This window comes from Burkholderia sp. LK4 (assembly GCF_001043615.1).
Classification (GTDB): Bacteria; Pseudomonadota; Gammaproteobacteria; order Burkholderiales; family Burkholderiaceae; genus Burkholderia; species Burkholderia cepacia.
In genome coordinates this window covers 135,922-149,617 of the sequence record NZ_LDUL01000010.1, presented here as the reverse complement: position 1 = coordinate 149,617, position 13,696 = coordinate 135,922, and the positions used below count along the sequence as shown (strand labels likewise).

Below are 13,696 nucleotides of genomic sequence, written 5' to 3'. Positions count from 1 at the left end.
CTGACTCGAAACGCGGTGGTTACTTTCTTACCGAATATTTCCCGCACTTGAAGGCTTGCAATTCGTTGTGGCGGCCTCAATTACCGAACAATTGATTCCACTCATGGGGAAATGAAATGTCAGGCACCCAACTTCTCCCGCCGGAACGCATCACGCTCCCGCTGCTGCCGCTGCGGGATGTCGTCGTTTTCCCGCACATGGTCATTCCGCTCTTCGTGGGCCGGCCGAAATCGATCAAGGCCCTCGAAGCAGCGATGGAAGGCGGCAAGCACATCATGCTTGTCGCCCAGAAAACCGCGGCCAAGGACGAACCGACCGAAAAGGACATGTACGAGGTCGGTTGTATCGCCAACATCCTGCAGATGCTGAAGCTGCCGGACGGCACCGTGAAGGTGCTCGTCGAGGGCCTGCAGCGTGCGAAGGCGTTGTCGATCGAAGAGCAGGAAACGCAATTCTCCTGCGAAGTGATGCCGCTCGAGCCCGATCACGCCGACAGCGCTGAAACGGAAGCGCTGCGCCGCGCGATCGTGTCGCAGTTCGACCAGTACGTGAAGCTGAACAAGAAGATCCCGCCGGAGATCCTCACGTCGCTGTCGGGCATCGACGAAGCGGGCCGCCTCGCCGACATGATCGCCGAGCGCCTGCCGCTGAAGCTCGACCAGAAGCAGCACATCCTCGAGATGTTCCCGGTCATCGAGCGCCTCGAGCACCTGCTCGCGCAGCTCGAAGCCGAGATCGACATCCTGCAGGTCGAAAAGCGCATCCGCGGGCGCGTGAAGCGCCAGATGGAAAAGAGCCAGCGCGAGTACTACCTGAACGAGCAGGTCAAGGCGATCCAGAAGGAACTGGGCGAAGGTGAAGAAGGTGCGGATCTCGAGGAACTCGAGAAGCGCATCAACGCCGCGCGCATGCCGAAGGAAGCGAAGAAGAAGGCCGACGCCGAGCTGAAGAAGCTGAAGCTGATGTCGCCGATGTCGGCGGAAGCTACCGTCGTGCGCAACTACATCGACACGCTGATCGGCCTGCCGTGGCGCAAGAAGAGCAAGGTCAACAACGACCTGTCGAACGCCGAGCAGGTGCTCGACGAAGATCACTTCGGCCTCGAGAAGGTGAAGGAACGCATCCTCGAGTATCTCGCGGTGCAACAGCGCGTGGACAAGGTCAAGGCGCCGATCCTGTGCCTCGTCGGGCCCCCGGGCGTCGGCAAGACCTCGCTCGGCCAGTCGATCGCCCGTGCGACGAACCGCAAGTTCGTCCGGATGGCGCTCGGCGGCGTGCGTGACGAAGCCGAGATCCGCGGCCACCGTCGCACGTATATCGGTTCGATGCCGGGCAAGATCCTGCAGAGCCTCACGAAGGTCGGCGTGCGTAATCCGCTCTTCCTGCTCGACGAAGTCGACAAGATGGGCATGGATTTCCGCGGCGATCCGTCGTCGGCGCTGCTCGAGGTGCTCGATCCGGAACAGAACCACACGTTCGCCGACCACTACATCGAAGTCGACTTCGACCTGTCGGACGTGATGTTCGTCGCGACGTCGAACTCGCTGAACATCCCGCCGCCGCTGCTCGACCGGATGGAAGTGATCCGTCTGTCGGGCTACACGGAAGACGAGAAGGTCAGCATTGCCCAGCGTTACCTGCTGCCGAAGCAGAAGAAGAACAACGGGCTGAAGGAAGGCGAGATCGAGGTCACCGAGCAGGCGATCCGCGACATCATCCGCTACTACACGCGCGAAGCCGGTGTGCGTTCGCTCGAGCGGGAAGTGTCGAAGATCTGCCGCAAGGTCGTGAAGATGCTGCTGCTGAAGAAGGCATCGGGCGCGATCAAGGTCGACGGCGAAAACCTCGATACGTTCCTCGGCGTGCGCAAGTACGACTTCGGCCTCGCGGCCAAGGAAAACCAGGTTGGTCAGGTGACGGGCCTCGCGTGGACGGAAGTCGGTGGCGATCTGCTGACGATCGAAGCCGCGGTGATGCCGGGCAAGGGCAACGTGATCCGTACGGGTTCGCTCGGCGACGTGATGAAGGAGTCGGTCGAGGCGGCACGTTCGGTCGTGCGCTCGCGCTCGCGTCGTCTCGGCATCAAGGACGAAGCGTTCGAGAAGCAGGACATCCACATCCACGTGCCGGAAGGCGCGACGCCGAAGGACGGTCCGTCCGCGGGCGGTGCGATGACGACCGCGCTGGTGTCGGTGCTGACGGGTATCCCCGTGCGGGCCGATGTCGCGATGACGGGCGAAATCACGCTGCGTGGTGAAGTCCTGCCGATCGGCGGCCTGAAGGAGAAGCTGCTCGCAGCGCATCGCGGTGGCATCAAGCTCGTGCTGATCCCGGAAGAGAACGTCAAGGATCTCGCCGAGATTCCGGACAACGTGAAGAACGCGATCGAGATCGTGCCGGTCCGCTGGATCGACAAGGTGCTTGAACTCGCGCTCGAGCGTTCGCCGACCCCGCTGCCGCCGGAAGAAGAGGCGAAGGCGGCGGCACCGGTCGCCGATGCGGCGAAGGATGCCGGCTCGACGGAATTCGTCAAGCACTGAGCATCGGAGCGCCGTTCGTTCTGACGGTTGTTCACGAAACCCGCGGCCTGGCCGCGGGTTTTTTCATGCGTCCCGGAATCGTATGCGCGAGCGTGAAAAATATTCGCGCCGGAGCTTTGCAAAATGATCGGGGATGAATTAAACTTGCGGGCTCGCTGGTTGTTGATGCCGAAACGCAGATCGCAGCCAGAACGAATCGGAAACGGGTGCTTAGCTCAGCTGGTAGAGCGGCGCCCTTACAAGGCGTAGGTCGGGGGTTCGAACCCCTCAGCACCCACCAGTTTCCTGATTCAGCCAGACCAAGGAGCGGTAGTTCAGTCGGTTAGAATACCGGCCTGTCACGCCGGGGGTCGCGGGTTCGAGTCCCGTCCGCTCCGCCAAAAAATGAAGAAGCCCGCCTTGTGCGGGCTTTTTCATTTGTGTCGTCGATTGCGCCCGCTGGCGGGCGCGTGGCCGCGGAGCGGAGGAAGCCGCCTGCGCGGCTTCCGGCGGGGCTCGAAGGGATGCGCGTGCACGCGCATCCGCGGCCTGCAGGATGTAGGCGAGTCCCGTCCGCTCCGCCAGAAAATGAAAAAGCCCGCCTTGTGCGGGCTTTTTCATTTGTATCGTCGATTGCGCCCGCTGGCGGGCGCGTGACCGCGGAGCGGAGGAAGCCGCCTGCGCGGCTTCCGGCGGGGCTTGACCTTACGATGCCGGGCGAGCGGCATGGCAGCAGACAATCCGACAGGAAATGCCCCGGAGTGCGCAGCCGTCGGAACGGAAAACCCGCGACGGCTCGAACGCGGTCGCGGGTTTTTCATGCTTTCTCGCCGCGGAGGCGCCGGTTTTTCCGGCTCGCGCGGAGCGGTATTACTGAACGCGTATTACCGGCGGCAACTTGTAGGTTGCGTTCAGGAGCGGGGCGTCCGGCAAGTAGGTGCGCAGCGTCAGATTGAACGCGCCGGCAGGGGCCGGCAGCCAGTTGCTGGCGGGTACACCCGCGGGTCGCACATGGCTGATGGTGAGCACGAGCGAGCCGTCGCTCGCGAACTGAAAGTTCGACGCCGGATAGGACAGCGCATAGATTCCATCGGGATTCGGATAAAAGAAAGCCTGCGCCTGGTTCGTGCCGGCGTACAGCGTCAACGACCAGAAGGCGCGCGCCGGAGGAAGCTGTCCCGCCGGGAACGTCATCTGATAGACGCCGTTACCGTCGTAATTCGCCCCCGACGTGTTCGCCGCTCCCGTACTGGTGTAGTAGATCGCTTCGCTGCCGGGCAGCGCACCGAGGCCGTTCAGCGCAACGCGCGCCCGTAGCGTGTACTGGGTTCCGTAGTTGCCGACGTTGGCCGGGCCGCCTGTCCAGCCGTTCGAGCCGGTACTTGCCTGGGCGGCGGCCTGCTGCGTTCCGCCGCCCGTCAGGCTCGCCAGCGCCCGGGCCGCGCCCGCGTCGATCGATGCGACGTCGGCGGACGACGCGTTGAAGGTCTGCGCAGGGCCTATGCCTATCACGTCGAGCGCGTTCGTCGCCTCGGCCGTGTCCTGCGGCGTCGGCGGACTCTTTTTCAAGAGCCGGTTCACGTACTGAAAATACGACGGCCAGTTGGCATAACCGGGAGGCTTTTGCGTGTCCACGCTGTCCCACGCAGCGACACCGGTTCCAGCGGGGCGCGACACGACCAGTTGATTCTGAACGGCCCACGCGGCGGGATAATCGTTCGCATCGCTCACGTAAGTCCGCGCCAACGCCCACACCGCGTTGGTCGACGAGCGGAGCACGGTGACGCCTGCCGGAGCGCTTCCCTGCCAGTTCGGCCCGACGACCCAGAAGACCTTCGCGACACCGTTGTCGGCGCTCGTGCCGCGAATCGCGAAGTTGTTCGTATAGGCGTCCATCAGCGCGAGGGAGAAGTAGCGGGTGCCGCTGGCGGGCGTGTCGATCTGAATCGGGCCCGCGTCCAGTTGAAGCATGGCGATGGAATACAGCGTGTCGTGATTGGGTTTCGTCACCGAGGTGGACGAAGCATCGGACAGCTGGCGATTGTGCAGAAACGTATTCGGCGCAAGGCCCTGGGCGATGTAGCTCTGTCGGGTTGCGTAGAACTGGTACAGCGCAATCGTGAACAGCGTGGCACTGTTTGCGGCATTTTCCGTCGCGACGGGCGAAACGCCCGAGCTATCGACACTTTCCCCATTGCAGCCCGCCAGAAGGCCGACAGAGGCAGCGAATGCGACGAGGCGCGCGTGGTGAAGAAAACTCATCGAGTGGTGCGGTAGGGTTGTATGGTCGAATGGGCCGCACCCGTTCATCGTTCCGTCGACGAGCGTGGCACGGATTGCACGGCGCGAAAAGCGTATCCGGCTTGCGATGCGGCACGAACGATCCATTTTCGATAAGCAAAGTCCGACGACTCGTTAGGGCGGTGGAGACCGATCGGCATCGTGCGGTTGATCCCTGTCGTCTTTCCGGCCGTCGCGTTTCTCGCGGCCTATGCCGGGACGTACAGGCCAGGCTTGTACCGCGTGCTCCCGTGTCGAGCACCTCCCGTTGGCTCGATTCGCTGCCCCGGCGGTGCCTTGCGGTCGTCGGCGCGGATGGAGACAGTCCCGCATCGGGCAAGCCGCTCGGCGAACGAATGATCGTGTGCTGCCGCGAGCCTGGGCGGCTGCGATGGAGTCGATCATTGGGCGAACTGCTTTCTGAACTTCACGAGGAGAGGCGGGTGACGGCGTATCCCCGGCTCTGAAAGACGGGCATTTTTGCCTGTACTTCCGGTGGTGATCGCCGCGGGCGCCGCCGCTTTTCTCCCGACCCATCCCGTATGTTGTAATATCGGTCGTTTTGTCCAATTTTCCCGTCACGCATGCTCGATTTCTTCCGTAATCACCAGCGCCTGATGATGGCGCTCCTGCTCCTGATCGTGTTGCCGGGGCTGGGTTTCGTCGGGATCCAAGGCTTCCGCGGCTTCTTCGACGATAGTGCGAACGTCGCGGCAGTCAACGGGCACAAGATCACGCGGGTCGAATTCGACGGCGCGTTCCGCCAGCAGATCGACCAGGCGCGCCAGGCACTCGGCGGGCAGTTCGACATCAAGATGTTCGATACGCCCGAGCATCGCAAGCAGGTGCTCGACGGCCTGATCCAGCAACGCGTGCTGGCCGACGAGACCCAACGTCTGCACTTGACCGCATCGGACAACGCCGTGCGCGATGCACTGATGAGCGACCCGATGATCGCGTCGCTGAAGAAGCCCGACGGGTCGATCGACGTCGAGCGCTATGCGCAGCTGCTGTCGTTCCAGGGGATGACGCCCGAGCAGTACCAGGAGCGCGTGCGCTACAGCCTCGCGCTGCAGCAGATTCCGGCCAGCATCGTGTCGAGCGCGTTCACGCCGAAGAGCCTCGCGCAACGCCTGTCCGAACTCGCCGCGCAGCAGCGCGAAGTGCAGGCGCTCGTGCTGAAGACGAGCGACTTCGCCGCGAAGGTCCAGCCGACCGACGCACAGCTCACCGCGTACTACGACGCGCACAAGCAGAGCTTCGCGACGCCCGAGACCGCGACGATCCAGTACCTCGTCTATTCGCCGGCGGCAGCGGCCGCGAGCGCGCAGCCGACCGACGCGGACATCAAGAAGTTCTACGACGACAACCCGACGCACTTCCGCACCGAAGCGCAGGTGCGCGTGAGCCACATCTTCATCGCCGCACCGGGCAGCGCAAGCGCGGCCGACAAGACTGCAGCGAAGACGAAGGCCGAGCAACTGCTCGCCGACGTGAAGGCGCACCCGGACCAGTTCGCGCAGATCGCGCAGAAGGACTCGCAGGATGCACCGTCGGCCGCGAAGGGCGGCGACCTCGGCTTCATCACGCGCGGCTCGACGGCGGGCGGCAAGGCGTTCGACGATGCCGCGTTCGCGCTCAAGCAAGGTGATGTGAGCGGTGTCGTGCAGTCGGATCTGGGCTTCCACATCCTGAAGGCAACGGAAGTGAAGCCGGCGGCCGTCAAGCCGTTCGCGGAAGTGAAGGACCAGATCGCAGCCGACCTGAAGCAGCAGTACGCATCGAAGGCGTTCACGGACAACGCGGAAGGCTTCACGTCCACCGTCTACGAAAAGGCGAAGACGCTGCAGCCGGCCGCGGACAAGTACAAGCTGACGATCCAGACGGCTACCGTCACGCCGACGCCGAATCCGCAGTTGCCGCCGACGAGCCCGCTGAACAATCCGAAGTTCCTGGCCGCCGTGTTCGCCAACGACTCGGTGAAGAACCAGAACAACACGCAGGCGATCGACGTCGGCAACAACACGCTGATCTCGGCGCGTGTGACCGACTACAAACCGGCTGCCGTGCCCGCGCTCGACGCGATCAAGGATGTCGTGCGCCAGAAGGTGGTCTCCGAGCAGGCTGCCGAACTCGCGAAGAAGGACGGCGCGGCGAAGCTGGCCGAACTGCAGAAGTCGAAGTCGACCGACGGGTTCGCGGCCGCGCAGAAGGTATCGCGTACGCAGTCGCAGGGCCTGACGCCGGCTGCGCTGAGCGCCGTCTACAAGGTCGACGCGAAGACGCTGCCGGCCTACGTCGGTGTCGATCTCGGCGCCGACGGCTATGCGATCTATCGCGTGAACGCGGTGATCCCGGGTTCGGCGGTCGATCCGCAGCAACTGGCGGCCGCGCAGCAGCAGATGGCGCAGGTCGACGCGCAGAGCGAAGGCGAAGCGTATCTCGCCGCGCTGCGCGATCGCTCGAAGGTGAAGCTGTACGGCTCGACGGCCAGCCAGTCGCCGGACGGCGACAACTGAGCATCGTTTCGCCCGCAACAAAAAGCCCCGCGTCACGCGGGGCTTTTTGTTTTTCGGCGGGGCGAGGCGGCGTCAGCCGCGCGGCTTGCCGAGCAGCGGTTTCAGCGCCGGCCAGACGTTGTCGAGCAGAATGCCCTGGGCCTGCTGCGTCGGATGCATCTGGTCGGCCTGGAACATCTCGGGCTTGTTCTCGATGCCGGCCAGCAGGAACGGCACGAGCGGCACGCCGAGATCCTTCGACAGCCGCGTATAGACGGCGTGGAACTTCTGCGTGTAGTCCGGGCCGTAGTTGGGCGGCACGTACATGCCGACCAGCACGACCCTGGCCCGCGCTTGCCGCGCCCCGGCGATGATGTCGCGCAGGTTCTGTTCGGTCGTCGCGAGCGGCACGCCGCGCAGCGCATCGTTCGAGCCGAGCTCGACGACGACGATCGACGGCTTGAGCCGCTGCAGCACCGCAGGCAGCCGCGCGCGGCCGCCGCTGGTGGTGTCGCCGCTGACGCTGGCGTTCGCGACGCTATAATCGATTCGCTCGGTCGTGAGCCGTTGCCGCAGCAATGCCACCCAGCCGGTGTCGCGCGGCAGCCCGTATTCGGCGGACAGGCTGTCGCCGAGCACGACGATCACGGGCTGGCCCGATGTCGCGGCCGGCGTCGTCGCGGCGCGTGCGGGCGCGGCGGCGGCCAGCAGCGTACCCAGCAGCGCGGCGAGCGCCGCGCGTCTTTTCCAGCGAAATGTCGTGTCCATGTTCAAGATTACCGATCCGATCATCGAAGTCCATGACGTGTGCAAGCGGGTCGCCGACGCAACCGGCGAGCTGACGATCCTCGACGGCATCACGCTCGCCGTGCGGCCGGGCAGCAGTCTCGCGATCGTCGGCGCGTCGGGGTCGGGTAAATCGACGCTGCTCGGCCTGCTTGCGGGGTTGGACAGCGCGACGAGCGGCACGGTTCGCCTGCTCGGTCGCGCGCTCGACCAGCTCGACGAGGACGCGCGCGCGGCGCTGCGCAACGGCGCAGTCGGGTTCGTATTCCAGTCGTTCCAGTTGATGCCGCACCTGACGGCGCTCGAGAACGTGATGCTGCCGCTCGAACTGCAGGGCGGCATCAGTGCGCGCGATGCCGCCGATCGCGCCCGGGCGCTGCTCGTGCAGGTCGGCCTCGGCGAACGCACCGCGCATTATCCGAAGCTGTTGTCCGGCGGCGAGCAGCAGCGCGTCGCACTTGCGCGCGCATTCGTCACGCGCCCGGCGATCCTCTTCGCCGACGAGCCGACCGGCAGCCTCGATGCGGCCACGGGCCATGCGGTCATCGACCTGATGTTCGAACTGAACCGCACGAACGGTGCAACGCTCGTGCTCGTCACGCACGATGCCGAACTGGCACGCCGCTGCGCGACGACGGTGACGCTCGATGCCGGGCGTATCGTCGAGCCGCGCGCGGCGCAGCGCAACGGTTGAGTGCTTTTGGCGGCCGCGCGGCGTGCGCCGAGCGGCCGGCATGGGCACGACGCCGCTGCGTCAGTGCCTCAGCGCCTCAGCGTTTCAACGCCGCGCGGGCGCGCTCGATCAGCGCGGTGGTCGACGAGTCGTGCTTCGCCGGATCGACCGACTCGGCCGACAGGTCGGCTTCCACCACCTTGCCGAGTATCTTGCCGAGCTCGACGCCCCACTGGTCGAACGGGTTGATGTCCCACACCGTTGCCTGCACGAGCACCTTGTGTTCGTACAGCGCGATCAGCGCGCCGAGCGTGCGCGGCGTCAGCGCATCGACGAGCAGCGTCGTCGTCGGGCGGTTGCCCGGGAACGTCAGGTGCGGCGCGAGCGCCTCCTTGCCCGGCCCCGCGACCTTGCGCGCTTCCTCGAGCGTGCGGCCGAGCATCAGCGCCTCGCTCTGCGCGAAGCAGTTCGCGAGCAGCTTCGGGTGGTGGCTCGCGAGCGGATGCTCGGGCGTCAGCACCGCGATGAAGTCGATCGGCACGATCGTCGGCCCCTGGTGCAGCATCTGGAAGAACGCATGCTGGCCGTTGGTGCCCGGCTCGCCCCACGTGACGGCCGACGTCGGGTAGTCGACGAAGGTGCCGTCCAGGCGCGCGGATTTGCCGTTGCTTTCCATTTCGAGCTGCTGCAGGTACGACGGCAGGTAGTGCAGCGCTTCCGAATACGGCGCGACGAGATAGCTCTGCGAACCGAAGAAATTCCGGTACCAGATGCCGATCAGGCCCAGCAGCACGGGCAGGTTGCGCTCGAGCGGCGCCTCGCGGAAATGACGGTCCATGTCGTTCGCGCCGGCCAGCAGCTCATCGAACTGCTCGGGGCCGATCGCGATCATGATCGACAGCCCGACCGCCGACCACAGCGAATAACGGCCGCCGACCCAGTCCCACATTTCGAACACGTTGTCCGCGGCGATGCCGAACTTCACGACTTCGGCCGGGTTCGCCGACACGCCGACGAAGTGCTTTGCGAGCGCGTCCTCGGGGCAGCCGCGCGCGACGAACCAGTCGCGCAGCGAGCGTGCGTTCGTCATCGTCTCGAGCGTCGTGAAGGTCTTCGACACGATGATCGCGAGCGTTTCCTCGGGATCGACCTGTTCGAGCACGCGTGCGAGATCGGCGCCGTCGACGTTCGACACGAAGTGCGTGGCAATTTCGGGCGTCGCGACGTGGTGCAGCGCGTGTACGACCATCTTCGGCCCGAGATCGGAGCCGCCGATGCCGATGTTGATCACGTGGCGGATGCGTTTGCCGGTGTAGCCGGTCCAGGTGCCGCTGCGCACGGCGCGAGCGAACGTCGCCATCTTCGCGCGCTCGGCGCTCACCTGCGCGTGGAACGGCGCTTGCGGATCGGTCGCGCGCAGCGCGGTGTGCAGGGCGGCACGGCCTTCGGTCGGGTTCACGATTTCGCCCGCGAACATCGCGTCGCGGCGCGCCTCGACACCCGCGTCGCGCGCGAGCTGGACGAGCAGGCGCAGCGTTTCGTCGTTGATGCGGTTCTTCGAGAAATCGGCCGCGAGACCGCCGCCCGGAATCGTGAAGCGTTCGGCGCGGGTCGGCGCGTGGTCATGTTCCGGCGCGAACCAGTCGCGCAGCCGGGCGTGACGGATCTGTTCGAAGTGGGATTGAAGGGCAGTCCAGGCGGGGAGCGAATTCAGCGTCATGGCGGTTCGAGTGAAGCGTGAATCGGGAGGAATGCCGCGCCGGCTCATCGGGATCGGAAGGCCGGCGGACGAGAGGGCCCGCCGTGCGGCGGGGCAGTCAGTATAGCGGCGTTATGTGCCGGCGCGCGGCGACGCATAAAAAAGGCGATTGACCAGCGTGCGCACCATCGGCGCGAGTTCGCCTGCCGTGAGTCCGGCCGGGCCGGTTCCGTTCGCGGTCAGCGTGTCGGCCGCGAGGCCGTGCAGGTAGACGCCTGCCAGCGCCGCTTCGTACGGCGCGACGCGTTGCGCGAGCAGCGCGCCGATCAGGCCGCCGAGCACGTCGCCGGTGCCGCCCGTGGCAAGCGCCGCGTTGCCGGTCGGGTTGATCGTCATGCGGCCGTCGGGCGCCGCAATCACCGTGCCCGAGCCTTTCAGCACGACGATGGCCGCATAACGTGACGCGAGCGCCTGCGCGGCCGCGAGGCGGTCGCGCTGAATCGCAGCCGTGTCGCAGCCGAGCAGCCGCGCGGCCTCGAGCGGATGCGGCGTCAGCACGCACGGATAACCGCGCGCACCGCGCGTCGCGACGGCTGCCGCGAGATCCGCGTGCGTCGCGACGAGGTTCAGCGCGTCGGCGTCGAGCAGCGTTGCGGCGTCGTGGGCAAGCGTGTCGCGCACGAGCGTCGCCGCGGCCTCGCGCGTGCCCAGCCCGCAGCCTGCGGCGATGGCGGTCATCGCGCCGGGGTCGAGGGTGTCGGCCGCGTGCAGCATCAGTTCGGGGAACGGCGGATCGTACGGCGGCGCGCCGGTGCCGAGGAAGCCGACATGCACCTTGCCGGCGCCGGCGAACAGCGCGGCGCGCGCGGCCAGGATCGGCGCGCCGCACATGCCGGTGTCGCCGCCGAGTACCGCGAGGCTGCCGTATGTGCCCTTGTGGGACGCGAATGCGCGCGCGGGCAGGGCGGCGGCGAATAGCGCGGGCGCATTCAGTACGATGGCCGGCGCGGCCGGTGGCGCGACGTCGAGCGATTCGACGTCGATCGCGCCGGCGAGATCCCGGCCTTCGCCGGTGTAGAGGCCCGGCTTCGCGCCGATGAAAGTGAGCGTGTGGGTGGCGGCGACGGCGACGCCCGCGCCGACGATCTGGCCCGTATCGCTGTCGAGGCCGCTCGGCACATCCAGTGCAAGCACGCGGCCGCCGCTGCGCGCATGCGCGGCGATGCGCGCGGCCTGCTCGGCGAACGCGCCGTCGAGCGCGCGGCCGAGACCGATGCCGAAGAGTCCGTCGACCACCCACGCATAGCCATCCAGCGAAGCAGGTGGCGTGGCCGACAGCGGCACGCCGGCGGCGCGCGCGAGGCCGAGTGCCCATTGCGCGTCGTCGGGCTTTACCGGCACCGGCATCCACGCCTGGGTCGCGACGCCGAGCTGCTGGAGGTGCGCGGCGGCTACGAGCGCGTCGCCGCCGTTGTTGCCCGGGCCGACCGCGAACCAGACGGGGCGGTCGTCGCCGGCCGCGCGTTCGGACAGCCAGCGCGCGGCGGCGGCGCCTGCGCGACCCATCAGCGTATGCGGCGGCAGCGCTGCGGCTGCGTCGGCTTCGGCCGTGCGCAGGTCGGCGACGCGCAGCAGCGCGATCGGGGCGGAATCGGGAAGCGGAAGGGTAACGGTCATCGCGGGGTCATCGCCGGGTCGCGGCGGCTGGCAAGGCGGCCGCCGGGGACGGGCCCGCGGCGGTCAGGTCGTGAAGCGCCCGGCGCTTAGCGCGGCGAGCGTGTCGGCGCGCCAGTGCTGCACGTCGCCGCCCAGGTAGTCGGCCACCACTTTAGCAGACCCGCATGCGAGCCCCCAGCCGGCCGGGCCATGCCCGAAATTGACGAATACGCGCGGATGCGGGGTCGGACCGACGACCGGCAGGCCGTCCGGCGACAGCAGCTGCGTACCTTGCCAGGACAGCGCGGCCGAGATCCTCGCGGCACCGGGCACCCAGTCGTGGACGGCCTGGCCGAGCAACGCGAGCGCGGCCTCCGACAGCGGCTCGGCGAGCGGCTTCGCGGTGTCGGGCAGGCTCTGCAGCACGGCGCCGCCGCCGACGCGCAGCCGCTGGTGGGTGCGCGTGATCGAGATGCGCTTGATCGAATCGATGACGTTCAGGTGCGGCGCATGTTCTTCGTAGGCGACCGGCGCGGTCAGCGCGTGGACCCGCACCGGGTGCAGCGGCAGGCGCCAGCCGAGCCGGTCGAGCAGCGGCAGGCTGCCGGCACCGGCGGCGACCACGATCGCATCGGCGGAAATCACGTCGACGTCGCGGGCGTTCGACGCGTGGCGGTCGCCGGGCGGGACGAGCTCGACCGCGACGCGGCCGTTGTCGACGCGGATCGCGGCGACTTCCGCGCCGAAGCGGAACTGCACGCCGTGCTCGTCGAGCGTCTGCTTGACCAGTTTCGCGAACAGCGGGCAATTCCCGGTGCGCTCGGTCTCGAGCAGCACGCCGCCGGCGAAACCGGGCTCGGCCGGCACCGACGGCTCGAGTGCCGCGCATTCGTCTGCGGAGAGCAGGCGGTACGGCTGGTCGAGCGTGCGAAGGAGGTCGAGCGCGGGCTGCATCGCTTCCCAGTCGCGCGGATCGCGCACGACGTGCAGGATGCCGGGCTTCTGCTCGAATTCGAGCTCGAGGCGCGTCTCGATGTCGGCGAGCGCGTCGCGCGACGCGTCGATCAGCGGCCGCAGCCGCGTGTACTGCGCGGCGAACGCGTCGGGCTCGCGCAGCCTGCCGAGCTGCTTGACGAAGCGCCGTACGCCGCCGTTGAAGCCGGGCTTGTAGACGATGCCGCTGTCGCGCGGCTGGCGCTGGCGCATGAAGGTCGGGCCGAACCAGACGTCGAGCGGGCTCGGCAGCAGCGCGCCGCCGTCGCCGTAGGTCGCACCCTGCGCGACGGTCGCGTGGCGTTCGACCACGCATACGCGATGGCCGGCCGCGCGCAACTGGTAGGCGGTGGCGACGCCGCTGATTCCGCCGCCGATGACGATGACATCCATGGATTGCTTCGATGACGGGCGGCGCGCAGGCGCTGCCCGGTGAGAATTCGCTGAGGGCCCGGGCCCGGTGAACCCGGAATGATAGCGCCAAAATCGCGGGAGCCGGCGCCGGGGTGGCACGGGCCGTGCCGCCGGGCCGCGGCCGCCGGCTGCCGCGCCCGCGCGGGGCGGCCCGGCGGGCAGGCCGTGCGCGGTGGAC

General features: G+C 67.2%; 8 protein-coding genes and 2 tRNA genes. 5 read left to right on the top strand and 5 right to left on the bottom strand.

The annotated features are described in order from the left end of the window. Positions 1 to 116: 116 nt before the first annotated feature. The 3 genes from lon to VK92_RS06225 all read left to right on the top strand — a co-directional run bounded on the left by lon (position 117) and on the right by VK92_RS06225 (position 2,920). Positions 117 to 2,540, top strand: coding sequence for an endopeptidase La (gene lon / locus VK92_RS06235; protein WP_011352361.1), 2,424 nt, complete (start codon positions 117 to 119; stop codon positions 2,538 to 2,540). A gap of 204 nt (positions 2,541 to 2,744) precedes the next feature. Then, a tRNA-Val gene (locus VK92_RS06230) sits at positions 2,745 to 2,820 on the top strand. Positions 2,821 to 2,843: 23 nt separating this feature from the next. After that, a tRNA-Asp gene (locus VK92_RS06225) sits at positions 2,844 to 2,920 on the top strand. Between the two features lie 469 nt (positions 2,921 to 3,389). Here the strand turns inward: VK92_RS06225 and VK92_RS06220 are convergent. Next, positions 3,390 to 4,781 carry a DUF1254 domain-containing protein gene (locus tag VK92_RS06220; protein WP_053076236.1) on the bottom strand — a complete coding sequence of 464 codons (1,392 nt, stop codon included), beginning with the start codon at positions 4,779 to 4,781 and terminating at the stop codon, positions 3,390 to 3,392. A gap of 602 nt (positions 4,782 to 5,383) precedes the next feature. Here VK92_RS06220 and VK92_RS06215 point away from each other — a divergent pair. After that, entirely contained in the window at positions 5,384 to 7,318 is a 1,935-nt protein-coding gene (locus VK92_RS06215) for a SurA N-terminal domain-containing protein (protein WP_048021001.1), read from the top strand. Positions 7,319 to 7,390: 72 nt separating this feature from the next. Here VK92_RS06215 and VK92_RS06210 read toward each other — a convergent pair whose 3' ends face one another. Next, positions 7,391 to 8,065: an arylesterase gene (locus VK92_RS06210; protein ID WP_048021003.1), complete on the bottom strand. Its 675-nt coding sequence runs from the start codon at positions 8,063 to 8,065 to the stop codon at positions 7,391 to 7,393. Between VK92_RS06210 and VK92_RS06205 the strand changes: the two genes are divergently transcribed. After that, positions 8,064 to 8,777: an ABC transporter ATP-binding protein gene (locus VK92_RS06205; RefSeq protein WP_021163968.1), complete on the top strand. Its 714-nt coding sequence runs from the start codon at positions 8,064 to 8,066 to the stop codon at positions 8,775 to 8,777. The two genes, VK92_RS06210 and VK92_RS06205, sit on opposite strands and share 2 nt — an antisense overlap. 76 nt (positions 8,778 to 8,853) lie before the next feature. Here the strand turns inward: VK92_RS06205 and pgi are convergent, their stop codons facing one another. From pgi to VK92_RS06190, 3 genes are all read right to left on the bottom strand, one after another. Beyond that, a complete protein-coding gene (gene pgi / locus VK92_RS06200; protein WP_027787161.1) occupies positions 8,854 to 10,476 on the bottom strand; it encodes a glucose-6-phosphate isomerase in 1,623 nt (540 codons plus the stop codon). 111 nt (positions 10,477 to 10,587) lie between these two features. Then, positions 10,588 to 12,132, bottom strand: coding sequence for an NAD(P)H-hydrate dehydratase (locus VK92_RS06195; RefSeq protein WP_048021005.1), 1,545 nt, complete (start codon positions 12,130 to 12,132; stop codon positions 10,588 to 10,590). Positions 12,133 to 12,195: 63 nt separating this feature from the next. Then, positions 12,196 to 13,497 carry an FAD-dependent oxidoreductase gene (locus VK92_RS06190; protein ID WP_048021007.1) on the bottom strand — a complete coding sequence of 434 codons (1,302 nt, stop codon included), beginning with the start codon at positions 13,495 to 13,497 and terminating at the stop codon, positions 12,196 to 12,198. Between the last annotated feature and the right edge of the window lie 199 nt (positions 13,498 to 13,696).